This is a genomic window from Campylobacter sp. RM12654, from assembly GCF_020137585.1.
Taxonomy (GTDB): domain Bacteria; phylum Campylobacterota; class Campylobacteria; order Campylobacterales; family Campylobacteraceae; genus Campylobacter_E.
Genome location: NZ_JACGAR010000004.1, coordinates 65,885 through 91,494, shown reverse-complemented (window position 1 = coordinate 91,494; position 25,610 = coordinate 65,885). Strand labels below are relative to the sequence as shown.

The 25,610-nt window shown below is 28.4% G+C and carries 24 protein-coding genes and 1 pseudogene; 8 read left to right on the top strand and 17 right to left on the bottom strand.

Translation table 11 applies throughout. The features are described from left to right. On the bottom strand, positions 1–1,371 hold the full coding sequence (locus tag AVBRAN12654_RS02475; protein ID WP_336613866.1) for a dihydroorotase: 1,371 nt from the start codon (positions 1,369–1,371) through the stop codon (positions 1–3). Positions 1,372–1,515: 144 nt separating this feature from the next. Then, positions 1,516–4,254, bottom strand: coding sequence for an FAD-binding and (Fe-S)-binding domain-containing protein (locus AVBRAN12654_RS02470; RefSeq protein WP_214120166.1), 2,739 nt, complete (start codon positions 4,252–4,254; stop codon positions 1,516–1,518). Positions 4,255–4,357: 103 nt separating this feature from the next. Between AVBRAN12654_RS02470 and AVBRAN12654_RS02465 the strand changes: the two genes are divergently transcribed. After that, positions 4,358–5,647: an SLC13 family permease gene (locus tag AVBRAN12654_RS02465; RefSeq protein WP_214120165.1), complete on the top strand. Its 1,290-nt coding sequence runs from the start codon at positions 4,358–4,360 to the stop codon at positions 5,645–5,647. A 9-nt stretch (positions 5,648–5,656) separates the two neighbouring features. Continuing rightward, positions 5,657–6,409 carry an amidohydrolase family protein gene (locus tag AVBRAN12654_RS02460; RefSeq protein ID WP_214120164.1) on the top strand — a complete coding sequence of 251 codons (753 nt, stop codon included), beginning with the start codon at positions 5,657–5,659 and terminating at the stop codon, positions 6,407–6,409. 62 nt (positions 6,410–6,471) lie between these two features. On the opposite strand, the gene AVBRAN12654_RS02455 is transcribed toward AVBRAN12654_RS02460, so the two are convergent. The 7 genes and pseudogenes from AVBRAN12654_RS02455 to AVBRAN12654_RS02425 form a co-directional block, all read right to left on the bottom strand. Beyond that, complete coding sequence (locus AVBRAN12654_RS02455) at positions 6,472–6,789, bottom strand: L-rhamnose mutarotase (RefSeq protein ID WP_214118470.1); 318 nt, start codon at positions 6,787–6,789, stop codon at positions 6,472–6,474. A gap of 1 nt (position 6,790) precedes the next feature. Then, complete coding sequence (locus AVBRAN12654_RS02450) at positions 6,791–7,525, bottom strand: amidohydrolase family protein (protein WP_336613865.1); 735 nt, start codon at positions 7,523–7,525, stop codon at positions 6,791–6,793. Beyond that, positions 7,522–8,769 (bottom strand): L-fucose:H+ symporter permease, encoded by a 1,248-nt coding sequence (gene fucP / locus AVBRAN12654_RS02445; protein ID WP_336613864.1) that lies wholly within the window; start codon positions 8,767–8,769, stop codon positions 7,522–7,524. The genes AVBRAN12654_RS02450 and fucP overlap by 4 nt, the downstream gene beginning before the upstream one ends. Positions 8,770–8,778: 9 nt before the next feature. Continuing rightward, positions 8,779–9,567, bottom strand: coding sequence for an SDR family oxidoreductase (locus AVBRAN12654_RS02440; protein ID WP_336613863.1), 789 nt, complete (start codon positions 9,565–9,567; stop codon positions 8,779–8,781). A 26-nt stretch (positions 9,568–9,593) separates the two neighbouring features. Beyond that, the gene (locus AVBRAN12654_RS02435) at positions 9,594–10,754 is read right to left on the bottom strand and encodes a UxaA family hydrolase (protein ID WP_336607079.1); all 1,161 of its coding nucleotides are present in this window, start codon (positions 10,752–10,754) and stop codon (positions 9,594–9,596) included. A 99-nt stretch (positions 10,755–10,853) separates the two neighbouring features. Then, a pseudogene (locus tag AVBRAN12654_RS02430) lies at positions 10,854–11,111 on the bottom strand (UxaA family hydrolase); the annotation flags it as partial. Next, positions 11,108–12,004 (bottom strand): dihydrodipicolinate synthase family protein, encoded by an 897-nt coding sequence (locus tag AVBRAN12654_RS02425; RefSeq protein ID WP_336613862.1) that lies wholly within the window; start codon positions 12,002–12,004, stop codon positions 11,108–11,110. The gene AVBRAN12654_RS02425 and the pseudogene AVBRAN12654_RS02430, both read right to left, overlap by 4 nt. Before the next feature lie 228 nt (positions 12,005–12,232). On the opposite strand from AVBRAN12654_RS02425, the gene AVBRAN12654_RS02420 reads away from it, so the two are divergent. Both AVBRAN12654_RS02420 and AVBRAN12654_RS02415 read left to right on the top strand, forming a co-directional pair. Continuing rightward, positions 12,233–13,096 carry a helix-turn-helix domain-containing protein gene (locus AVBRAN12654_RS02420; RefSeq protein ID WP_239803594.1) on the top strand — a complete coding sequence of 288 codons (864 nt, stop codon included), beginning with the start codon at positions 12,233–12,235 and terminating at the stop codon, positions 13,094–13,096. 62 nt (positions 13,097–13,158) lie between these two features. Next, entirely contained in the window at positions 13,159–13,989 is an 831-nt protein-coding gene (locus AVBRAN12654_RS02415; protein ID WP_336613861.1) for an ATP-binding protein, read from the top strand. 35 nt (positions 13,990–14,024) lie between these two features. Here AVBRAN12654_RS02415 and AVBRAN12654_RS02410 read toward each other — a convergent pair whose 3' ends face one another. The 3 genes from AVBRAN12654_RS02410 to AVBRAN12654_RS02400 are packed head-to-tail and all read right to left on the bottom strand — an operon-like array spanning position 14,025 to position 15,775. Further along, entirely contained in the window at positions 14,025–14,315 is a 291-nt protein-coding gene (locus tag AVBRAN12654_RS02410) for a metal-sulfur cluster assembly factor (protein ID WP_214118489.1), read from the bottom strand. Next, on the bottom strand, positions 14,296–15,444 hold the full coding sequence (locus tag AVBRAN12654_RS02405) for a hypothetical protein (RefSeq protein ID WP_336613860.1): 1,149 nt from the start codon (positions 15,442–15,444) through the stop codon (positions 14,296–14,298). The genes AVBRAN12654_RS02410 and AVBRAN12654_RS02405 overlap by 20 nt, the downstream gene beginning before the upstream one ends. 10 nt (positions 15,445–15,454) lie before the next feature. Beyond that, positions 15,455–15,775: a hypothetical protein gene (locus tag AVBRAN12654_RS02400; protein WP_214118493.1), complete on the bottom strand. Its 321-nt coding sequence runs from the start codon at positions 15,773–15,775 to the stop codon at positions 15,455–15,457. A gap of 462 nt (positions 15,776–16,237) precedes the next feature. On the opposite strand from AVBRAN12654_RS02400, the gene AVBRAN12654_RS02395 reads away from it, so the two are divergent. Then, positions 16,238–16,954 (top strand): hypothetical protein, encoded by a 717-nt coding sequence (locus tag AVBRAN12654_RS02395; protein ID WP_336613859.1) that lies wholly within the window; start codon positions 16,238–16,240, stop codon positions 16,952–16,954. On the opposite strand, the gene AVBRAN12654_RS02390 is transcribed toward AVBRAN12654_RS02395, so the two are convergent. The 4 genes from AVBRAN12654_RS02390 to AVBRAN12654_RS02375 are packed head-to-tail and all read right to left on the bottom strand — an operon-like array spanning position 16,940 to position 19,920. Next, the gene (locus AVBRAN12654_RS02390; RefSeq protein WP_214150280.1) at positions 16,940–17,413 is read right to left on the bottom strand and encodes a YbaK/EbsC family protein; all 474 of its coding nucleotides are present in this window, start codon (positions 17,411–17,413) and stop codon (positions 16,940–16,942) included. The genes AVBRAN12654_RS02395 and AVBRAN12654_RS02390 overlap by 15 nt on opposite strands. After that, positions 17,406–18,170, bottom strand: coding sequence for a phosphatidylserine decarboxylase (locus tag AVBRAN12654_RS02385; RefSeq protein ID WP_214150281.1), 765 nt, complete (start codon positions 18,168–18,170; stop codon positions 17,406–17,408). Before AVBRAN12654_RS02385 ends, AVBRAN12654_RS02390 begins: the two co-directional genes overlap by 8 nt. An 8-nt stretch (positions 18,171–18,178) precedes the next feature. After that, positions 18,179–19,270: a metallophosphoesterase gene (locus tag AVBRAN12654_RS02380; RefSeq protein ID WP_336613858.1), complete on the bottom strand. Its 1,092-nt coding sequence runs from the start codon at positions 19,268–19,270 to the stop codon at positions 18,179–18,181. Between the two features lie 2 nt (positions 19,271–19,272). Then, complete coding sequence (locus tag AVBRAN12654_RS02375) at positions 19,273–19,920, bottom strand: Crp/Fnr family transcriptional regulator (RefSeq protein WP_214118979.1); 648 nt, start codon at positions 19,918–19,920, stop codon at positions 19,273–19,275. Between the two features lie 59 nt (positions 19,921–19,979). Between AVBRAN12654_RS02375 and gltX the strand changes: the two genes are divergently transcribed. From gltX to AVBRAN12654_RS02360, 3 genes are read left to right on the top strand one after another with little or no spacing between them, the layout of a single operon-like run. Continuing rightward, positions 19,980–21,317, top strand: a complete 1,338-nt coding sequence (gltX, locus tag AVBRAN12654_RS02370; RefSeq protein ID WP_336613857.1) for a glutamate--tRNA ligase — start codon at positions 19,980–19,982, stop codon at positions 21,315–21,317. Continuing rightward, positions 21,304–21,618 (top strand): YggT family protein, encoded by a 315-nt coding sequence (locus AVBRAN12654_RS02365; RefSeq protein ID WP_336607044.1) that lies wholly within the window; start codon positions 21,304–21,306, stop codon positions 21,616–21,618. Before gltX ends, AVBRAN12654_RS02365 begins: the two co-directional genes overlap by 14 nt. Next, the gene (locus AVBRAN12654_RS02360) at positions 21,615–23,228 is read left to right on the top strand and encodes a lytic transglycosylase domain-containing protein (RefSeq protein ID WP_336613856.1); all 1,614 of its coding nucleotides are present in this window, start codon (positions 21,615–21,617) and stop codon (positions 23,226–23,228) included. The genes AVBRAN12654_RS02365 and AVBRAN12654_RS02360 overlap by 4 nt, the downstream gene beginning before the upstream one ends. A gap of 504 nt (positions 23,229–23,732) precedes the next feature. Here the strand turns inward: AVBRAN12654_RS02360 and dnaK are convergent. Further along, positions 23,733–25,598: a molecular chaperone DnaK gene (gene dnaK / locus AVBRAN12654_RS02355; protein WP_214118833.1), complete on the bottom strand. Its 1,866-nt coding sequence runs from the start codon at positions 25,596–25,598 to the stop codon at positions 23,733–23,735. Between the last annotated feature and the right edge of the window lie 12 nt (positions 25,599–25,610).

The window sequence follows — 25,610 nt, the reverse complement described above, 5'->3', positions numbered from 1 at the left end:
TCAATTCTCGTTAGGATTTATAAATTTTGCATTAAATTTATATACATTTTTACCATCAAATACTTTATTACCCCTAACATAGTGTTCATTTATTTTATAAAGCATTTCATAGCCTTCATACAAACTATAATCAAGATTACTAAAACCATCTTTTGCATAATACTTATAAGTAGCTTCGCTTAAAATAACAAAATCAGCATCATTTCCAGCTTTTAATTCTCCTTTATTTGGCAATTTAAATAATTTCGCTGGATTAGTTGATAGTAATTTAGAAGCTAAACTTAAATCTACATTTCTTTTTTTACATTCACTTAAAAATAAAGGTAATAACACTTCAAGACCGGCAGCTCCACTAGAATTTAAAAATATATTATCATTACTTTTTCTATCTTTACTCCATCTTACATGGTCTGTTGAAACTACATCAACTAAGCCATTTTTTAAACATTCCCATATAGCTTCTTTGTTGGCTAAATCTCTTATTGGTGGGTTGATTTTAGCAATACCATTTAATCTTCTAACCTCATCTTCTTCAGAGCAAATTAAATAATGCAAACAGCATTCAACACTAGCTTTGTAGCCATCTTTTTTATAATTATTAGCAATTTCTAAAGCTCTTTTATTAGAAGCATGAACAACATGAGCTTTTGCTCTTGCACTAGCTCCTAATTCATATATAGTATTTACAGCTATATTTTCAACCCACTCAGGGCGAGATAAATTATGTGCTTTATAGTCTGTTCTTTCTTGTTTTATTTTTTCAGTTAGATAAATAACACTTTCATGGTCTTCATTATGCACTCCTACCATTACATCATATTTTGCACATTCAAGCATAACTTCATACATTAAATATGGTGGTATTCTAGGAAATCTAACAGGGTCTGTTCCGAATAAAGATAATTTAAAGCCACAAGCACCTAATTTTATTAATTCTTCAATATTTTTTATACCATCTTCTGGATTTATGGTCGCATAAAGAGCAAAATCAACATAAGAATTTTCTAAGCCATCTTTTAATTTTTTATTAAAATTATTTGCGTTTGATATAAGTAATCCTGCATCATAAGGCATTTCTACCATTACACTAATACCACCTGCACTTGCTTGTTTGCTTGCTAGTTCAAAATCTTCATTATTTGCTTGAGAACGAGAATGCACTTGAGAATCAATAGCCGATGGAAAAATAATCTTATCTCTTAAATCAATTGCGTCTTCACTAAAACCATAAATATTTGCTAATTCTTTTATGCTCTTTTGATAATCTTTTTCTAAAAATAATTCTACTCTACTAAAGAGCTCTTCTTTAACAACTAAAACACCAATACCTATAGTATCTTTTAATACTAATTTAGAAACATAAGTTTTCATTTTACTCCTTTATTAACTTATGTTTTTAGGATACTAGATATATTGATAAAAAGATAGAAAAAAATAAAAATATTAAAGCTTGTATTACTTTTAGTAACACAAGCTTAAAGAATTTGAAAATTAATTTTCAAATTCTTTCAATGATTAATTACTGCATTCGTCTAATAAATAAGCAATATGTTGCCAAGACATATTAGTAGCATCGCTAAGTCCTACTTCGCAAGTGCTAGATGAACTAAAGCCTCTTTTAACATTAGTGCTTGAATAAAATTTCTTAAAATTATTTGTAGCACTTATATTTAGCTTAGGAGTTAAAAAGCCTTTATATCCAGCAAATCCACAGCAGTATGTATCATTATCAATTACTATTTCATCAGCACATAATTTAGCTAAACTCATTATGCTATCTTCTATATGCATTTTTCTAGCAGCACACATAATATATAAACCTATTGGCTCATTTACTTTTGTGATTTTTAATCTTGGAGCAATTACTTTGTATAAATATTCACTCAAATCATAAACTTTACCTTTATGATTTTTAACTACCTTAGCTGAACAGGCAGAATGATCAATCACAACGCTGCAATTTTGATTAGATAAATACTCATTTAATTTTGCTTCATTAGCAATTTGAATATTTTCATAATTCTCATAAGCCTTTCCACAGCATAAATCATTTGGAGCGTAGATTATTCCAATTCCTGCCTTTTTACATAGACTTTCAAATACTTCTTGAATGCTTCTTTTATCACTCATTTTTGCATTAGGCTTAAATGCTTTATTTAAACAACTTGTAAAATATATAACATTTTCTTCTTGAGTATTTGTTGAATACTTATAATCATTTGCTCTAGGCAAGTAATTTCTACTTTGTGGTAAATTAAATGTAGCTAGTAAATTATTTAATTTGTAATTATCAAATTTATTAGCAATTTTTAAAGAAGTTTTTGCTAGAGCTAAAGTAGTTTCGTGGTGATTATAAGCAAAATTACCGATAATTCTTGAAATAGCTCCTTGATTTGCTTTTCTATATTTTAAGCTAAAATCAGCAAAATTAATACCTAAAGGACATACCATAGAACAAACCCCACAAGCAGCACAGGTAGTATCTACATAAAAATTATAAAGCTTTTTCATATCTTTTAATTTTTTCTTGCTATCTTCGTCGTTTAATTCTTCTAAACTCTTCATCTCTTTAAGCACTGCAATTCTTTGTCTAGGGCTTAGGCTGATTTCATTTGATGGACAAAATCTCTCGCAAAATCCACATTCCATACATAAATTTAAAGCTTCATCAACAGGGCTTTGGTTTTTGATATTTTTCTTATAAATATCTTTATCTTTTGTAATAATTACATCAGGATTAAATATATTATCTTTATCAAGAATATCTTTTATCTTGCAGTTTATAGCATAAGCTTTTTTACCCCACTCAATCTCAACAAAAGGTGCAACCATTCTTCCTGTGCCATGCTCTGCTTTGATACTTCCACCAAAACTAGCTACTACACTTGACATTTTTTCTACTAATTTTGCAAAATTTTCAAATTCGGTTTTATCATTTAAATTAGGAGTGATAATAAAGTGAATATTTCCAGCTAATGCGTGACCAAAAATAATACCTTCAAAATTAAATTCTTTAAATAAATCTTGAATAGCACTAATACCATTTGCTAAATCTTTTATCTCAAAACACACATCTTCAGTAATAACAGTAGCTCCAACAGGTCTTTTACTAGCTGCTATTGGTAAAAGCGCTTTTCTAATCTTCCACCATAAATCATATTCGCTTTTTTCTTTAGAATAATATGATTTAAAAGTTTTACTTGAAAGCTCTTTAATTTTAACTATATTTGCATTTAAAACTTCTTCATTATCGCTTTCAGTTTGAATTAATACACAGGTATTATTGTCTTTTATATCACTTAATAAATCTTTTAATTCATCATAACTACTAGCAGCTTTTAAACTAGCATAATCCATAATTTCAGCTGAATTTATAAAATCATATTTTGCAAATTCACTAATAGTATTTGCAGCGTCACTAATATCATTAAAAAACAATAAAGCACAGGCTTTATAAGGTAAATCATCAATAGTTTTAAGTCTTGCTTCACTAACAAAACCTAAAGTCCCTTCGCTACCTACAAATAAATGAGCCAAAATATCTATTTCATCATCATAATCAATGAAAGAATTTATAGCATAGCCTGTTGTGTTTTTGATTTTAAATTTGCGTTTAATTAATTCATATAATTCGCTATCATTTTTAATCTCTTCTTTAATAGCTCTAATTTCATTAATTAAATTAGCGTGAGTTCTTTTAAATTCTTCCACATTTGCTTTATCTTTAGTATCTAGGATAGTTCCATCATTTAATATCACTCTAATACTATTTAAAGTTTTATAAGAATTATCCTTAGTTCCACAGCACATACCACTTGAGTTGTTAGCAACAATACCACCAATTAAAGCTGAATTAATCGTAGCAGGGTCTGGGCCAATTTTTTTACTTAATTTAGCTAATGATAAATTAGCATTAACTCCAACAACACCACAACCTAAACTAATCTCGCTAGCATCATCATTTATAGCGATTTTTTTGAATGCAAACTTAATTACTACTAAAACACTATCCGTTGAGCTTTGACCGCTTAAGCTAGTTCCTGCTGCTCTAAAGTTTAATGGAGTTTTATATTTATTTGCTAGTCTAATTATTTCTTGTATTTCGCTCTCATTTCTTGCTATTACTACTATCTTAGGGACATATTTATAACAAGACGCATCAATTCCATAAGCAAAACATCTAAGATAGTCATTAAATATCCTATCTTTAAACATATTCTTAGCTTCATTGTAAAATAATTCATAATTATTCATACTATTTCTCCTTTTCTTTGTTAATCAAATTAATGTTATTTTACATAAATTATTTAGAATTTAAAAAAGAATTTAAAAAAAGATTTTTAATTAAAGGATTAATATGCTTACAAGTTTTATTATCTTAGCCATTGTTTTATCAATTCTAATTGGCTATAAAACTCGTTTAAATATAGGATTTTTTGCAATTATATTTGCCTATATTATCGGTGCGTTTTTTATGGATTTAAAGCCTAAAGAAATTATTTCTTATTGGCCTGTTTCTATATTTTTTGTTATTTTTGCGGTTTCGTTATTTTATAATTTCGCAAGTGTTAATGGGACATTAGAAAAACTAGCTGCATTTTTGATTAAAAAATTTGAAAATTATCCGTATTTTTTACCTTATGCTATATTTTTAGTATCGGCTTTAATTGCTGCAATGGGTGCTGGATTTTATAGTGTTTTAGCCTTTATGGCTCCAATTACTTTTTTACTCTGCGAAAAAACAGGTCTTGATAGAGTTGGTGGAGCTATGGCTATTAATTATGGTGCTTTAGGCGGGGCAAATTTTCCAACTTCTCAAAGTGGGATAATATTTCGCTCTCTTATGGAAAAATCAAGTATAAATCCCGATATTGCATTTTCTAATGCTTTTGTGATATTTTTATTTACTTTTATTTTGCCTATTTTTGTAATTAGTCTTTTTGTATTTAAAGCAAAAAAATCTAATATAAAAATAGAATTATTAAGCGAAAAAATTACTTTTAATGATAAACAAAAAACCACACTAATTTTAATGGCGCTTATGATGGTTTTTGTATTAGCTTTTCCTTTATTACACATTGCATTTCCTAATGAAAAAACTATAACTTTTATAAATTCTAAAATAGATATAGGATTAATAGCTATTGTTTTTGTAGCTATATCATTGCTTTTAAAATTAGGGGATGAAAAGCAAGTTATAGCACTTATTCCTTGGGGAACTTTGATTATGATTTGCGGAGTTGGGATACTTGTTAGCATTGCTACTAAAGCAGGCGTGATTAATCAATTATCAGGCTTTGTAGAAAGTAATGTGCCAAAAATAATTGTCCCTATTATGATGATGATAATTGCAGCTATTATGTCGCTATTTTCTAGCACTTTAGGAGTGGTTACTCCTGCACTTTTCCCACTTGTGCCTACATTAAGCAATGCAAGTGGTTTTAGTGAAGTTGTGCTATTTACTTGCATAGTAATTGGAGCACAAGCTAGTGCTATTTCTCCATTTAGCTCTGGAGGTTCATTGGTTTTAGGAGCGATTGCAAACGAGCATAAGGATAGTTTATTTAAAGGCTTACTTGTAAGAGCAATTCCTATAGGTTTTATAGCAGCATTAATTGCTGGAATTATTGTTATGAATATTTTTTAAGGAAAGCTTATGTATATAGATACTCACGCTCACATTTTTAGAGCAAATATAAGTTCGGCTAATGTAGTTAGATATGTGCCAAATTATGATGCAAGTTGCGAACAATATTTGGCTAATTTAAAGGAATTTAATTTTTCTTATGGAGTTTTAGTTCAGCCTAGCTTTTTAGGTTTTGATAATTCATATTTATTACAGGCTTTAAAAGAGCATTCTAATTTAAGGGGAATTGTGGTAATTGACCCTAATAATATTAGTGATTTAAAAGAAAAAAATGTCTGTGGATTAAGGCTTAATCTAATAGGAAAAGATAAGCCTAATTTTGATGATTATAAAGAAGCTTTAGAGTATATTAAAGAATTTAATCTTCACATAGAATTACATAAAGAATTAGATAAATTATTATTTATCATTGATGATTTAGCCAAATATAATGTAAAAATTATGATTGATCATCTTGCAAGACCTAATAAAGATACTTTTAAATTATTAGATGAGTTTAATAATTATAAAAATTTAGATATTAATTTTAAAGTAAGTGGTTTTTATAGATTAGATGAAGATTTAGCGTTTAGTAAAGATGTATTTGATAAATTAAGCGATATTTTTGATATAAAACGCTTTGTTTATGGAAGTGATTGGCCGCATACAAATTACGAAAGCAAAATAAATTATCAAAAAGCTTTAGATGATTTTTTAAAAGTTACTAATGATAAAGCTAAAATTATATTACAAGATAATGCTAAAGAACTTTTCTTTATATAAATATTTTTAATTCTTATTTAATTTAGTTAAATAAGAATTATTTTAAACTTAATATGAAAAGTCTAATCTAAATGATAAACTTCTTTCATATTAAGCCATTTTTGACCTGCATAGCCAAGCGATATTTGGCAAGGGTCTGTACAAGCCCACCACTTACGAGTATTCTCATCAGCTGCCATTTTTGCCATATCAGCTTCATAATCACTCCCTACATACTCAAAATAAGCGAATAGATATTCGCCAAAATTATAAATTGAATAATTACGAATATTACAAGCCTTTATCATCTCATTTACACCTTCCATAGGATTTGCGTGAAGTCTTTCGTATTCAGCTAATTTTTCCGGAATAACTTTTATAATTTGCCCAAATCTTTGCATTTTAAATCTCCTTTATCTTATAAATTTCTTTTGCATTTAAATAAAAAATCTTTTCTTTTAAATCATCACTTTTAAAATGATTTTCAATTATTCTAATCCATTCATTTGGTTTTAGCTCACTTACAGGATAGTTTGAGCCAAAACAAATTCTACTTTCTCCAAAAATATTAAATGCCATATCAAGTAATTTTGAATAATCCTTACCTAAAATAAAATCATCTTGACAAGATAATTTCATATAAACATTTTCTTTTTTAGCAATTTGCCTTAAACTATCTTCGCCACTAAAATCCTTAATATTTGCAAAATGATTAAAGATAATTCCTGATTTAAATTCCTTTGCAATTTTGCTAAAATTACTTAGCTCATCTTCATTTATACAAACTTCAAACATTAAATCATTTGCATTTACTAGATTAATAGTCTTTTTAAACTCACTGCCTAAGCAATATCCACTTGGCTTTGTATGTAAAACTTCTCTAAAACTAGCACCACCTATCGTAGCAAGGCATAAAGCAAGTAATTTTTTATGTTTAAAGCTAAGCATTTTTGCACTCTCTTGGCTAGGATTATTTGCATTTATTTCTACATAAACTCCACCTAAAAAATCACTTTTGCTAAACTCATCTAAATATTCATCAAAAGAAAAATCTCTTTGCAATCTAGTTGGGGCGTTTTGCACCCAACTAATATCATTTTTATCCCATATATGAAAATGCGTATCAATTATTTTCATGACTTTTTAGTCCATAAAAAGCTATATAATGCTACATATAAAAAGCAAGGAGCTAAAGCTAAAAATCCCGCACCTGTGCCATAACTATCATTTATTGAACCCATAATTGTAGGCATTATTGCACCACCACAAATACTCATTACTAAGATTGAGCCACCAAGTTTTACTTGATTTAATGGCAAATCCTTTGTAGCAACGGCAAAAATAGTAGGAAAACTAATACTCATAAAGAAAAATACTAAAATTAAAGCATAAACACTAATCATTCCATCAGCAATATATAAATAAAAGCACAATGCAACATTTATTAATGAATAAAGCCCCAAAATACTCTCACCTTTAAATTTTTTCATAAGTGGAGTTGTAACAATTCTTCCTATCATAAACGCAACAAGTGCAGCTGAGAAAAAATATGCTGATTTTTCATCGCTTAAAGCTTTTTCTCCTAAACTTGCCGTATGTTCTACTGCGTAATTTATAAAAAACGCTCCTGCTCCAACTTGAGCTGCAACATATAAAAATTGAGCTAATACGCCTAAGTTAAAATGTCTATGTTTAAATACATCGATTGATTTTGAGTTGTCTTTATACTCTACTTCTTCACTTACTTCGCTACCTTCTGGAATTTTATTAAACACAAATGCAAGTAAGATTAAAAACACCACTAAAGCAATTCCTACATAAACCATTTGCACATTAAACATATTTTCAAGTAATGCTTGTTCTTTTTCTGCAGCACTTGCATTTTCGCCACTATGAGTGATTGATAAAAACAAACTTCCGCCAATAATAGGTCCAACAAATTGCCCAAAACCATTAAAGCTTTGAGCTGCATTAATTCTAAAAGAAGCGTTTTTCTCATCTCCTAGCTTTGTCATATAAGGATTTGCATTAGTCTCAAGTGCTCCAAGCCCGCACGCAAGAATGAAAAATGCAAATAAAAACATAGAAAAACTAGCCATATTAGTTGCAGGAATTATTAGTAAGCAACCAATCGCATAAAGTGCTAATCCTGTAATAATCCCAACCTTATAAGAAAATCTTGAAGCAATCCAGCCAGCAGGAAGTGCCATCACAAAATACGCCCCAAAATAAGCCATTTGCAAGTAGCCACTATTTTGTTGAGTAATGCCTAGATGATTTTGAAAGTTTTTATTCATAACATCAACAAGTCCATAGCTAACACCCCATAAGAAAAATAATGAAGTTACTAAAATAATTGCAATTTTTACATTTTTATTCATTTTTTCTCCTTAATTTTCCCAGTTTAATGCACGATCAAGATGCATATAACCACCATCTGGAGTTAAAATCTGCCCTGTTGTGTGAGATGCTCTTGGGCTTATTGTAAATACTGCAGTATCAGCTATCTCTTCGCAAGTTGTAAAGCGATGACCTAGTGGAATAAATTTTGCAATTTCTTGATATTGCTTTTCAGGGTCAGGGAAATTTTTAATCCATTTTTCATAAAGCGGAGTCCAAACTTCAGCAGGGCAAATACAATTTACTCTAACATTATCAGGTGCAAAAGCGCAAGCCCACTCTCTTGTCATTGCTATTTGAGCGCCTTTTGCACTTGCGTATGCTGTTGTTCTTCCTTGACCTGTGATACCTGTTTTACTTGAGATATTTAAAATACTTCCTTGCTCTTTTTTAATATATGGAAGGCAGCATTTTGTCATTTCATAATAATGAAATAAATTGCTCTCATAACTTTTAATAAGCTCTTCAGTTGTAGCACTTTCAATATGAAGATTATCATTCATACCTGCATTATTAACAAGTGCGTAAATTGAGCCATATTTAGCCACAATTTGCTCTACAACTGCACTAATATCTTGCCATTTTGATAAGTCTAATTGATAAAAGCCGTAATTTGGGCAAAGTGCTTTAATTTTGCTTTCAAAATCACTATCAAGCTTAGAGCGAGATACGATAACAGGAATTGCACCTTCATTAGCTAAACACATACTAATGCCACCACCAATACCTTTTCCACCACCTGTAACAACTACAACTTTTCCTTTTAATCCTAAATCCATAATTTCTCCTTTGTTTTAATTTTTATTTAGCAAGTTGTTGCTAGTCGCCAAACGCTAAAATCATTTTGTTTATTGATTTCTGCTTTTGTTAATTTGCCTTCACTAATTTTTACGATTAGCTCTATTAATTCATCTCTAATATCTTCTTTACTCTTATTGCCATCTACGATTTCGCCTGCGTTTAAATCAATCACATCAGCCATATTTTTCGCACAAAAATTATTTGTACTTAGCTTAATCGTTGGAGTTACTGGGCTTCCTGTTGGAGTTCCACGACCTGTAGTAAATACAACTAAATTAGCCCCACCTGCAACCATAGCACTAAGCTGCTCTATATCATTTCCTGGAGTATCCATAAATGTAAGACCTTTTTTAGTAACTGGCATTGCATAATCAATCACATCTACAACTTTGCTTGTCCCTGCTTTATAAACACAACCAAGACTTTTTTCTTCAATAGTAGTTAGCCCACCTGCTATATTTCCTGGACTTGGATTTGCACCACGAATATCTGAGCCACTATTTTTTACATTTTCTTCAAAGCCATAGATTTTTTCATATATCTTTTTCTCAACTTCAGCATTAATTGCACGCCTTGCTAAGATATTTTCAGCTCCTATTAGCTCGGTTGTTTCAGCTAAAATTACAGCTCCACCATTCTCTACTACATAATCACTTAAACTTCCTAGCGATGGATTTGCACTAAGCCCACTATAAGCATCACTTCCGCCGCATTCAGTACCTAAGATAATATCGCTAAAATCACCTTCACTTAATTCACATTTACTAGCATTTTCAAGCATATCTTTAACTATTTTTATGCCTTCATTTGTTGTATTTGTAATACCACCTAGCTCTTGAATACTAATTGCTCTTATATCTTTATAAGGAGCTAAACTTTTTGCTAATTCTTTAACAGAATTTGAACTAATAGTCTCACAACCAAGCCCAACTACAAGTGCTGCATATACATTAGGATTTGCACAATTTCCAGCCATTAGCATTCTTGTTTGCTCTGCATCAAAATCAAGCTGACTACATCCGTGCTGATGAGTTACATATACAGCTTCAGGACACGCTTTAGCAATGTTTTCTACGACCTTATTAGCACATACAACGCTAGGAATTATTAAGACCTTATTTCTTAAGCCAAACTTGCCATCTTCTCTTCTATAACCTTTCAAAATTACTTTTTCGTGTTTTGAATCTTGTGCGTTTAGGTTTTTCTTATTTGCACTTTCTTGGCTTAGTCTTAAAGCATTTTCTAATTTTGAACTATCACAGCTATCTCCCCTACCACGAACGCCTTCGGTGTTGCTTGTATGAACCCACTCGCCTTTTTTTATATCAATACTAGCTGCTCCTATTACTTCGCCGTATTTAATAATAAAATCACCTTTTTTAATATCAGTTAAAGCGAATTTATGTCCGCTTTTAATATCATTTAATAAGGTAACTTCATTAAAAACTTCGCCTTTGTTTAAATCACTTATTGCAGTTGCAACATTGTCAATTTCACTAACTTTTAAAAATCTATTTTTCATAACACACTTTCTATATTTTTAACTAATTCTTTTGCATATTCGAATTTTTCATCAAGTGCTTTTAAGGTCTCTTCGCTTAGTGGGTGAATGCTTTTGTTTGCAAAAGCAAAACCACGAGCTTTAAGTAAAAGCGCAAAGCCCATAGGAAATGATAAGCTCATTCCAAATCTAATAGCAGGCAGCAAGGCTTTTTGAAGCTTGATTGCTCTTTCATAATTTTTCTCATTATATGCTTTATAAATCGCACTCATAGCGTCAGGGAAAACACATCCTGCACTTGTCATTGAACCTTTTGCACCCATCATTAAAGCTCCAAAATAATGCTCTTCACGACCCACAAATACATCAAAATCACTTGGCACAACATCTAAAATATGGTTTAGCAACAAAGCATCTCCACTGCTATCTTTAATACCTACAATATTTGGTAATTTGCTTAATTTTTCAATTAGATTTAAACTCATTGCAGGTGCAAAAAGTGGGATATTGTAAATATAAAGTGGGAGTTTTACTTTTGCTTGCAAGTCTTTTACATAAGTATAAATCGTATCATCGTTAAACTTATAATAATATGGCATCATAAGTAAAAGCGCATTAGCCCCTTTTATATAAGCTTCGTTTGCAAGGTCTAAGCTCTCTTGGTAAATACAACTTCCTATCCCACAAATAACAGGCACTTTATTATTTGCAGCTTTAATTGAAAGCTCTAGCATTTTTACTTTCATTTCGTATGGCATTGCTTGAGAATCTCCCGCACTACCATTACAAAATAAACCATCAAGTCCTTTTTCAATGCCCCATTCACATATCTTTAAAAACTCAACTTCGTTAATACCTCCATCATCTTTATATGGTGTATATAAAGCTGGTAAAGTTCCTTTTAAAATTCCCATAATTTCTCCTTAATTTTGTATATACAAAAAAATTAAATTTTATTTTTTGTATTTAAGAAAGAATATGCAAAAAATGATAAAAATTATGAAAAATAAATTAAATAAAATTAATTTTTTTGAAAAAGTGTTACTTTTTGTAAATTAAAATTTATATTTTGTATATACGAAAGAATTTTTATTAAATTTTTCTTTTGTAAAATATATAAATTTTAAAACTAAAGGCAAAAAATGATATATTTACCTAATGAATTAAGTAAAATCAGCAAAAATGTTATAAGTTCTAATTATCTTAATCTTTGTTTATATGAAACTAGAAAAAATGATGATTATTATGAAGTATTGTTTGATGATTATGCTCTTGTTTTTATAAATGATGGATATAAAATGATACATACTAAAAAGCAAGATTTTACAATTAATAAAAACGAGATTTTGTTTTTTACAAAAGGCTCATATCTGATAAAAGACTGCGTAGAAAATAACTATTATAATTCAATTATAATTTGTTTTAAAGAAAGTATTTTAATAGAACTAATTTATAAATATAAAGCCCTTTTAAATAGTAATTTTACAACCGATGAGCATATTTTTAAGCTAAATTCTAATGAATTATTAAGCTCAATTTTTACATCATTTTTGCCTTGTTTTAGTTATAAAACTAATGAAGATATTTTAAAATTAAAATTTGAAGAATTATTTTTAGCCCTACTTTATAGCAAGAATAATCAAAGTTTTTTATCATTTTTAAAAACCATAATTACCAATTTTAAACTATCTTTATATCAGATATTTTCGTATTGCGAACAAGATTTTCAAAGTGTAAATGATATGGCAAAAATATCTAATATGTCCTTAACTACTTTTAGCAAAAACTTCAAACAAAGCTTTGGAATTAGCCCTAAAGAATGGCTTGATAATAAAAAATTTGAAAAGGCAAAATTCTTATTAGAATTTTCAAACAAAAACATTACAGAAATATGTTTAGAAGTAGGATTTAACTCCCCTGCTTGGTTTATTTCACGCTATAAAAAAAGATATAATAAAACCCCAAAACAATTTCAAAAATCAAAAAACTTATATTTTTTACATTAAAACTATTAGAAATAAAATTCTTTTTTCCTTATAATTTTTTAAAAATTATTTAAGGAGAAAAGATGAAAAAATATATTTTAAGTATAGCATTACTTGCTAGTATGAATGCAATGGAAGTTAAAGAAATCAATGCTTTTGCTTCGCCTGAGAGTGTTGTGGCAAATAAAGATTATGTATTTGTCTCAAATGTGGGTCAAAAAATTGAGCCTTTAAACAAGGATTTAGATGGTTATATAAATATAATCTCAAAAGCCGATGATAAAATCAATGTATTTGTAAAGAATTTAAATGCTCCAAAAGGTATGAAGATTATTAACAATACACTTTATGTTGTAGATATTGATACTTTATACGGCTTTGATATAACAAGCAAAAAAGAAGTATTTAAGCTAGAAATTAAAGGCTCGGTATTTTTAAATGCAATTGAGAGCTTAGACAATGATACTCTTTTAGTAAGTGATACTGGCACTTATACGATTTTTGAAATCAATTTAAAAGATAAAAACTATAAAACTTTTATGAATATTGACAAAAATTATGGTGGTCCTAATGGCTTATTGATTGATAAAAATTCTTTATATGTTGTAGGGTATGACCCTAGTGAAAAAGGTGGCGGAGCTATTTTAAAAATTGATTTAGCTAGTAAAAATGTAGAAAAACTAAGTGATAATTTAGAGCAATTTGATGGAATTGTTAAAATTAATGATGATATTTTAGTATCTAGCTGGGGTAAAGAGCTAAATGGTTATATTTATAAACTTAATCAAAATAAATTAGAAAAGCTAGATTTAAAAGCACTTAAAGGACCTGCTGATATGTTTTATGATAACTATACAAACACACTTTTAGTGCCTGAAATGGCTAATAATTCTTTAGTAAAAATCAAATTATAATTAGAATTTACTATGAGAAAATCTCTCATAGTAAATCAAAAACTTAAAGCACTTTTAACCTCATCACTAGCCATTTCTATACTCCAAGCAGGTTCAAATACTAAATCAATATCAACACTATCTATTCCATCTACACTTAAAACAGAGTCTTTTACCCAAGTTATCAGTAAATCGTGCATAGGACAAGACTTAGTAGATAAGGTCATAGTGATTTTACAATATGAATTATCAATTTGTATATCATAAATAAGCCCTAAAGCTAAAATATCAAAACCCACTTCAGGGTCAATTACATTTGAAATTGCATTAATTACTTGCTTTTTCATTCTTTGCTCCTTTGTAATTTATATAAGTAAAAAAATTGATTACATTAATTAAAAGACCTATATTTAACGCTATATATAAATAAATTGATGAATTAAAATAAAGAGAAATTACTAAGCATATATTAATTAGCATAGTAAAAAAAGCTGCTTTTTTAATCACCATATCATCTAATAAAGGGACTTTTATTTTTCCGATTAATTTTGAAATAAAATGAAACCATATTAAAAATGGCAAAATCTTATAAATATGTGCGATTATAAAAGGTAAAATAGTTGCAAAAATTAATAATTTAATAGCTAAAGCATAGTCTAAAACATAAAATTCTCTCATCGCTAAAAACGAGCCAATACAAGCAAAAACAATATTTAAATTCCAATAATCTTTAGCCTTTCTTGTTCGTATTTTAAGTATATATAAACACCAAAATACAAAACAAGCTAGGGAAAAAATCGCTATACTTTTATGAAAAAATGCTAAAAAATACGCCACTAAACTAAGCCATAATAAATAATTTTTATGCTTATGAGTTAGTGCAAACATTGGCAATAATACACTAGCAGCACCTATACAAATAAATAAAATAAAACCTAACATAAAATATATATGAAGATGAAGAATTAGTTCATAATCTAAATATATAAGCCCGTTTAAAATAAGCACAATTAAACCAGCACAAACTAAGCCTAATACTAAAAAAACAACCCCACAAAACAAAGCACTTTTAGCAATATTATTAAAATCAAAAAATGATATTAAAAACAGCACAATAAAATAAAAAACACTTAAAATCATAGCAAATACGCTATATTTTAGTAATTCCAAATCATAATTTAAAAACGAATACATAATAAAGGCTAAAGAGATATTGCAAATAAAACTCACAAAAAATACACCTTTTATACTAAAGAATGCTTTTTCATAAATTACCGAGCTTAATTGATAAAGGCTACCTATTATTATATTTAAAGCAAATCCAGCAAAAAAACAATGTAAAAACGCTTTAAATTGATAACTCTCAAAATCGTAATTTGAATAAGAAAATAAAAACATAAAAGCTAATAAATAGCAAAATGCAAATATAAAATAAATAGCCACCACTTTAAATGGTGGTGCGAATGCGTTTAACATAATTTAACCCTTATGGATGGTCTTTACAAGCTTCATCAAAATTGCTATGCTCTTTAATTTTAGTAAATACTAGCCAAAAAAGTCCATCTTTTTGTGTAGTTTGAATATCATAATATGGCTTCACGCTAGGAAGTAAGCCTAAAGGATTTTTATGATTTAGCATAATTAATTTTTGATTAGGCTTTAAATTATTTAAGCCAACTCTAGCATTTATCATAGGTTCAGGTGGCATACACTGACTACTATCAAACGCTAAATATTCATCATTCTCATAAAACTCAACCGTAGCATTTGCTAAACTAACTTTTTTCCAAGATTTAAAATCAAACATTTTTTCTCCTTTTTTCTCACTATTCTAAAAAAGTTTAAAAATTTTGACTTTGACTTAAGTCAATTTGAAGTTCAAAAAAAGAAAAATTAAATACTTAAATAAATTTTTAAATCAAATTCCTAAATATATATTTGCTATAATAAACCTTATTTTTACAAGGTTAAATATGAATATAAATCAAATAATTAATTTTAAATTTAATTTTAAAAAGATTTTATACAAAGCTTTATTTATTGTTTTTATAATAATTCCACTTTTATATATTTTAATTATGAGTTTATATTTATTAGAATTTAATCCACAAAAATATAGTAAAAACTGAAAGCTTGTGAAAAATTTTTAACCGGATATTTATTTATTGATATTGCAAATACATTAAATATATTTTTTAAATATGATAGCTTTATTGTAAGACCTTTTTTAAATATAGCTAAAAATTATTATGATGAAGGTAAAAAGCTCTTGCCAGATGATAGTATTGAAGATATTATGTGGTGGGTTTTGTATTATAAACGCATGTATGGTTTAACTAATAAAACACAAGATTATAGTATGTTAGACAAGCTAAGCTACGATGATTATCAAGAAATCTATGAAATGATAAAAAGAGTGCCTTATGGCAATATTTATTATGATGTGGATATTATGACAGAATATAGACTATCTAATATGCTTGGTTTGGTTATGCTATATACAAATTATACATCAAATAGAGCTTATGAATATTATATAAAAGATTATGATAAAGCAAGTGAAATTTATGAGCTTTTAAATATAGCTTTTAATAAATACTATACATATCAAGCAGAGAAAAAATTGAATTACGCACTATATTTAGATGTCATGATAGATCTTTTAAGCACTTCGGCATTTAAATATTATAGTGAAAACAATTACTACGATGGAACTTCAAAAATAGATGTTACTAATATACCTTTACCTGATTATATTTGTAATACTACAGACACAATAAAAATTAATGAATACTTTAAAAAAGCTATTTTATTTACAGACGAAAGTAAGTTATTTATAAGGAGTATATATAAAGGTTCTGTTAATTATTTACATGCTTTACATAAATATTGCCCAGAAGATAAGGAAATAAGATACAGAATGCTTAATGTTATTGTTAATAAATTTCAACCAATGTATAAAAAAGGAGAATTAAATGATAGATGAAGTGCTTATACTAGCAATATTAAAAAGCTTTTGAATATATTTTGCATTTATTTTTAGCTGAAGACCACGAAGCCCAGCACTAAGCACAAAATACTCAAGCTCTAAAGCTCTTTCGTCAATAAATCTAACATAATCTTTTTTCATACCAAAAGGCGAACAACCGCCCCTAATATATCCTGTTTTATCCTTTAATTTATCAAGTTTTAAAAGGCTTAAGGATTTTTCTCCTACCGCCTTTGCAAAAGATTTTAAATCTATTTCTAAATCCCCTTGAATACAAGCAACATACAAGGCATTTTTGCCCTCACAAACTATGGTTTTGTAAATATATTTAATATCAATTCCTGTCTTTTTTGCTACACTAATTGCTGATAAATCATCATCTACTTCATAGCTTAATAATTCATAATCTATTTTTAAAGTATCTAAAAACCTTGCTGCATTAGTCTTTTTAATCATTTGCTATTCTCTGTCCGAATTTAATCGCACCAACTTGGCATTCAAGTTTTAAATCATCGCCTAAGATTAAAATAGTAGAACCCATCAAAAATCTTCCTAGCATTTCGCCTTTTTTTAAGCTTACATTATCATAGTTTTTCTCATAATCACTTGCATTTTTCATATTAGTTTGCACGCTTGTATCAAAATCAAATTCCATCTTGCCAACATTTACAGCCCCTACAAAAACCATATAAAAAATATCTCCACTATCTTTTTTGCAAGTTAAAACCACACGCTCATTTCTTGAATACAAATTATCATGCTTACTAAGTGCTTTTAAATTAACGCTAAAAAGCTCCGCACAAAAATATTTTAGATTTAAAACCTGCATATTACAAGGACTATGATAATTGTGATAATCCCTTGGGCTAAGATAAATATTTAAAAAATCAAGCTCATTTTTAGGAGTAAAACCTAAAAGCTCTTTAATATCATAATCTTTACCTTTTATACTAAATGCCTTTAAATTTGAGCTTTTTGCATAACTTAAAATAGTGCCATCACAAGGACTTATAAAGCCACTTTCAAATTCTCTTGGCTTTATTAATCTTCTAGTAAAAAGAGCTAATAAACTATCGTATTCTTTATAATCTTTAAACTCATCTAAAGGTATATTAAAATGCTTTACATAAGTTTTGTTTATATAATTTTGCATAATTTTTGGATATTTTATGCTTACTAATTTACCAAAAATTCTTGAAATTGTTTTTCTCATTATATTCCTTAAAGTCTAATTATTACTATTTCACTAGGTGCTAAAAAGCGTATAGATGGACCCCAAAATCCAGCACCACTACTAACATATAATTTAGTTTTTTTACCGATTTCATAAAGTCCGTGCAAAAATCCTTGCTGCATTAAAACAAAAATACTAAATGGGAAAATCTGCCCTGCGTGAGTATGCCCTGATAAAACTAAATCAAATCTACTCAAATCAAATTCCTTAGCTACAACAGGTTGATGAGCTAATAAAATATTGTATTTAGTATCATTAAAATTTTTATAAATTGGGGCTAAATCCATTGGCATTCCATATTTTGCACCCTTTAAATCATTTATACCACTAAGCACTATTTTGCCTAAATCTATGCTTTCGTTTTCTAATACTTTTATATTAGTTTGCTTTAATTTTGCTATGATTTTTGTAGCGTCGTGGTAGTATTCGTGATTGCCAGTTACATAAAAGCAAGGCTTATTAAAGGTATTTAATAAATCCAAATAATCAATATCATCTATGTTAGTATCTATTAAATCCCCAACAATTACTACATAATCAACTTCTTGTTCGTTGATTTTTGCGATTAATTTTTCTAAAAAATCTTTGTGCAAATTCTTGCCTAAATGCACATCACTTATCATTGCGATTTTTATTCCTAAATTAGCATTTAAATCTACATATTTAATAGGTGGAATTTTAATTGCCTTAAATATACCTTGTAAAAAACACCCAAATGCAACAAATAAAACGCCTAAATCACAAATCAATTTTAAAGTTTTTCTTCTATTTGTGTCTATATTCTTTACGCTTTTAAAGGCTATAAATTTAACAATATCATAAATTAAAGCGATTAAAAAGAAGAAGAAAGAAAAACCCAAAAGAATTGATAAAGTAGTATAAAGAAAATCAGGCAAAAAATTAGCTCTCATAGAGAACAAAAACACAACATTAGATATGAATAAAACTATGCAAACTACTAAAAAAAAGCCTTTAAATCTAGGGAAAATTACTCTAAATAATTGTCTATAAATATAAGCATTTGCAATAAAAACAGCAACGCAAAATGCAATAGCAAATAATAAATGGTGTAAGCTCATAATTAATTCTCGTAAAGTGATTTTAAATATTTTTCATCATGAATTATTAAGTTTTTATCATCATCAAAACTAATAATTCCATCATTTTTAAACTTAGCTAAAATTCTAGAAAAAGTCTCTGGAGCTAGATTTATAAATGAAGCTAATTGGATATGTTTTATACTCTTAAATACTTCGCTTTGTTCGCAAACTAATTTAGCTAGCTTTGCTTCAGCACTTAAAATCATTTCATTATGAACGAATTCTGATAAATAAATTAACTTTTTTGAAATTCCACTTAATAAAGCTAGAACAAAATCAACCTTAGTTAAAAACTTATTTTTAAGCTCTTCAAAATCAATCTTAATCACTTCCCCACTATTTAAAAAACTAGCACTCGCAGGAAAAGGGATATTTTCAAAATTAGCTAATTCGGCTACAAAAGAAATAGGAGTTAATTTATGCATAAAAATTTCAGCTCCTTTTTGGTTGGTTTTATAAACCTTAATATTACCTTTAATTAATAAGTGCAAATACTTACTACTTTCACCTTCCATAAATAGCATTTCGCCTTTTTCGTAGCTTTTAAGAATACAAATTTTTGCTAATTCTTCAAGCTCATTTTCGCTAAAATCTTTAAAAAAAGAAATTTTTTTTAATACTTCTTTCATTGGCACTCTTTTTACTTTCTTAAAATAGAATTATGAAAAATCATATCAAGGAATTACAAATGTTTAGATTTGCCCCATCACCTACAGGCGATATGCATATAGGGAATTTAAGGACTGCCGTTATTAATTATGTATGTGCGAAAAAATATAATAAAAAGTTTATTTTAAGGATAGAAGACACAGACACAGCTAGAAATATTCAAGGCAAAGAAGAAGAGATTAAGAGTATTTTAAATTTATTTGGGATTAATTGGGACGAATACTATGTGCAAAGCACTCATCTAGCAACTCATCAAAAATTAGCAGCAAAATTATTAGAAAATGGTTCTGCTTTTAAATGCTATTGCACCGAAACTGAATTAGAAGAGAAAAAAGAATTAGCAAAAAACGAAAAAAGAGCTTATAGATACGATGGAACTTGCGAGAATTTAAAACAAGATTTAAATAAACCATTCGTAATAAGACTTAAAAAGCCTAAAAACACAATTACTTTTAAAGATGAAATAAAAGGCGTTTTATCATTTGAGCCAAACGATGTTGATAGTTTTGTGATTTTAAGAGCTGATGGTACACCTACATATAATTTTGCATGTTCTATGGATGATATGTGCGAAGGAGTTAGCTTTATTATCCGTGGAGAAGACCATGTAAGCAATACTCCAAAACAAGAACATATAAAGGCGTCTTTAGGCTTTAATGAGAGTATGCAATATGCACATTTACCTATCATTTTAGACGAAGAAAGCGGTCAAAAAATGAGTAAAAGACAAGAGCATTCAAGCGTAAAATGGCTTTTAAATGAAGGCTTTTTGCCTGATGCGATAGCTAATTATTTACTAGCTTTAGGCAATAAAACCCCTAATGAAATTTTTACTATGAATGATGCAATTTCTTGGTTTGAAATAAGCAATATTTCTAAATCTCCGGCTAGATTTAGTATGGCAAAATTAAGATTTATAAATAGAGAGCATATTAAGATTTTAGATGATGAAATTCTAGCTAGATTATTGTTTAAAGATGAGTTTTTAGCTAAGTTTAGCAATGTAAAAGTATTAGCAAAATTAGCAAAACTTCACTTAGAAGAAGCAAGCACTTTAAATGAAATTAGAGCTAAGCTTAGTGGATATTTTCTACCATTTAATGTAGTTTTTGCTAACAATTTAGATTTTAGTGAGAGTGCGAAATTATTAAAAGCTGAATTAGAAAAATCAAACATACCTAGCAAATACGAAGAATTTAAACTAAATCACAACGCTAATTTAAAAGGCAAACAATTATTTATGAGCTTAAGATTATTGCTTAGCGGTTCAGCTCACGGCCCTGAATTAGCACAAATTTATGAGATTATGCAACCTTGTATGAGTGAGTTTTTAAAGGTAAAAGATGAGCTTTGCTGATATTGTAGTTTTACTATTTGTATTGATAATAAGAGGACTAAATATTTATTCATATTTAGTTATTGCCTATTGTTTATTTTCGTTTTTTCCACAAGCTTTTACAAGCCCTATCGGATATAAAATATACAATATTGTATATAAATTAGTAAGACCTGCCTTTGATTTAGTATATATGATAATACCGCCTAGATTTTTAAATATAGGTATGGTAAGTCTTGCTCCTATTGCTGTTTTTGTAGGAATACATTTATTACAAATCGGATTATTTGAATTAGTAAAAATCGTAAAAGGATTATTATGAAAAAATTAATTAGTATATTGTTAATTACTCAAGCTTTATTTTCATATACTTATGAAGAATTAAAAAATGAGCCAAACTCACTTGCTAAGGACTTTTTTTTATATAATTTATTAAAAAATAATGAGATAAAAAAAGAAGATTTAAAAGAATTTAAAACACATATTTTCCGTTTTGCTGGAGTTATGAAAAAAGAATATGAAAAACTAAGCAAAGATATTAAAGAAGAGCCAAAGACATTACCTGCTGATTCTTGCTATAATTATTCAATCAATTCTATAATGAACGCAGATGAAAAATGTCAGATATTTAGACTAAAAGAAATAAATTTTGCAAAAAAGTTAAGCAAAGAAAACCTAATAAAACTAGCAAATATTTATAAACAAAAAGATAAAAATCTAAGCTCGCAATTAAGCATATTAGCTAACAAAAACCCTGTGGCAGAAAGCATTAAAAAAGGTGATGGAAAAACCTTAATGAAGCTTTATTATGATGGATATAAGCTAGATGATTTTTCTCCAGGGCCACTTACTCGTGCTAGTATGATGGAACACCCTAATGCTTATAAATTTTTAAACTCAGCTATAGTAGATGATAAATATCCAAAAATAAAAGAAAAATTAGCAAGTCTTGATAAAGAAGACGCTAAAGAAGATTTAGCATTTGTATTAGGTTTAAATGCACTTATGTTTAATAAAAATGCCTTAGCAGAAAAATACTTTTTAAGAGCTAATAAAACTTATAAATATAAAAGACCAAAGGATAATGCTTTATTTTTTGCTTATTTAGCTAGTAATAAAACTAGGCATTTAGATACTTTAGCAAATAGTGATGATTTAAATATTTATAGTATTTTAGCAAAAGAGCTAACAAACACACCATTACCGACCATCATCACACCAAATCCTACAAAAAGCATAGATTATCCTATAAATAATGCTTTAGTTCAAGCTAGATTTATGAATGACATTAAAAACGCTGATACTCAAAAGCTTAGTGAAATGCAAGAATATTTTAATACCAAAAATACTCAAGGACAATATCTAGTAATTAGCGATAAATTAAGTAATTTTAAAGATAATATTTATCCAATACCATTTCCTGAAGAATTAGCCAATTATAGCGTAGAGCAAAAAGCACTAATTTTAGCTATTGCTAAACAAGAAAGCAGATTTTTACCAGCTTCTGTAAGCACTTCTTATGCTTTAGGTATGATGCAATTTATGCCTTTTGTAGCAAGACATACTGCTAAAGTTGATTTTAATGATAATGATTTTGATGTTACTCAAATGTTTGACCCAAAAATAGCTTATAAATTCGCAAACGCTCATATAAATACGCTTAAAAAAGGAGTTAAGCATCCTATATTTATAGCTTATGCTTATAACGGAGGCTTAGGATTTACTCAAAGAATGCTAAAAAAAGATTATATGTTTAATCCAAATTCTAAATTAAAATCATACGAACCATTCTTATCAATGGAGCTTGTGCCTTATTTAGAAAGTAGATTGTATGGTAAAAAAGTTTTAGCAAACTATTATATCTACCTAAAAATATTAGGTCAAAATGTAAAAATGAGTGATTTAATAAAACAAATAGATAAAAATCAATAATATAGGTATTTTTACCTATATTATCCTTAGCTTTTGCACTAAATTATAAGAGCTAAAAACCATTTAAGGCTTAAATACTAGTATAAAAAAACAATTCAAATGATTTTAATAACTTACTTTATAATAATTGATATATGCTTTAAATATTGCAGTAATAAAAAATAAATTATATTTTGGGTTTAAAATTGCTATCAAATGTTTTTAAAAATACTTAATTTTTATATATGCTTATTTAAAAACTATATGACTTATTTAAATTCTTAAAAATTATTTTATAAAATATAAGAACTCTTATTTTATATACTTTTCATACTTAATTGTAATTTACAAAATTAATTCAGAGCTTGCAATCTATTTTTGTGTAAAAATATAATATTTACTAAATTTTACCATCAATAAAAATAAACATTAAAAGATATTTTAAATTAAGATAAATTAGGAATTTCAAATTGAAATTCCTAAAATTAAGGATAAATCCTTGTAAGACTAGTTTTTAATAAATTATTATTCTACTTCTGCATCTACTGCATCATCTTTTTCGCTTTTTTTAGCGTCTTTGCTATCATCTTTTTTGTAAAGATTTTCAGCTAATTTATGACTTGCGTCGCTTAGTTTTTTCATTTTCTCATCTATTTGAGCTTTTGTTGCATTTTCGTTATTTACTACATCATTTAGCTCATTTATTGCACCCTCAATCTCTTGTTTAATTGCAGGTTCAACTTTATCTCCTAAATCATTTAGGCTTTTTTGAACTTGATGAACTAGGCTTTGAGCTTGATTTTTCGCATCTACTACTTCTCTTCTTAATTTATCAGCTTCTTTGTTTTTCTCAGCTTCGTTTATCATATTTTTAATCTCTTCATCACTTAATCCGCTTGAACCTGTGATTGTGATATTTTGAGCTTTACCACTTGCTTTATCTAATGCACTTACCGTTAAAATACCATTTGCATCAATATCAAATGTAACTTCAATTTGTGGCACACCTCTTGGAGCTGCTGGGATACCTTCAAGGTTAAAATTACCAAGAGATTTATTATCACGGCTAAACTCACGCTCACCTTGTAAAACATTAATAGTAACTGCACTTTGATTATCTTCTGCAGTTGAGAATGTTTGACTTTTTTTCGTAGGAATTGTTGCACCTTTTTCTATAATTTTACTCATAACTCCGCCTAAAGTTTCAATTCCAAGACTAAGTGGAGTAACATCAAGTAAAAGCACATCTTTTACATCACCTTGAATAATTCCTGCTTGAGTAGCAGCACCCATTGCAACAACTTCATCAGGATTTACGCTTTTATTTAGTTCTTTTCCAAATACTTTTTTAACTTCTTCTTGAACTAAAGGCACACGAGTTGAACCTCCAACCATTACTACTTCTTTAATCTCGTTTTTACTAATTCCTGCTTCACTTATAACTTCATTAATTTTTGTAATAGTTTCAGCTACAAGTGAGTCAATCATTCCTTCAAATTGAGCTTTTGTGATAGTTTTTACAAGGTGTTTTGGACCTGTTGCATCAGCTGTAATGAATGGTAAATTCACTTCAGTTTGATTTGTGCTTGAAAGCTCTTTTTTAGCGTTTTCTGCTGCTTCTTTTAATCTTTGTAAAGCCATTTTGTCATTTCTTAAATCAATTCCTTGCTCATTTTTAAACTCAGTTGCTAAGAAATCAATTAATTTATTATCAAAATCATCTCCACCTAAAAACGCATTACCACCAGTTGCTAAAACTTCTACAACACCATCACCAGTTTCTAAGATTGTAACGTCAAATGTCCCACCACCTAGGTCATATACTGCAATTTTTTCAGCACTTACTTTATCAAGACCATAAGCTAGAGCTGCTGCGGTTGGTTCGTTTATAATTCTTAATACATTTAATCCTGCGATTTGACCTGCTTCTTTAGTAGCTTTTCTTTGTGCATCGTTAAAGTATGCTGGAACGGTAATTACTGCATCAGTTACAGATGTTCCTAAATAGCTTTCAGCATCTTCTTTAAGTTTCATTAAAACTTTTGAAGAAATTTCTTGTGGAGTGTAAGTTTTACCTGCAATTTCTATCGCACAAGCACCATTTCTATCTACTATTTTATAAGGTAAATGTTTTGCCGCTTCTTTAGCATTGTCTTCATTCATCATAAGACCCATAATTCTTTTAATTGAATAAATTGTTTTTTCAGGGTTTGCTACTGCTTGGCGTTTTGCACTATCACCTACTAAAACTTCGCCTTTATCTGTAAATGCTACAATTGAAGGAGTTGTGTTTTTTCCTTCTTTATTTGGAATTACTTTTTTTTCTCCACGCTCATAAATTGCTACACATGAATTTGTTGTTCCTAAATCTATACCTATTGCTTTTCCCATAATTTTCTCCTT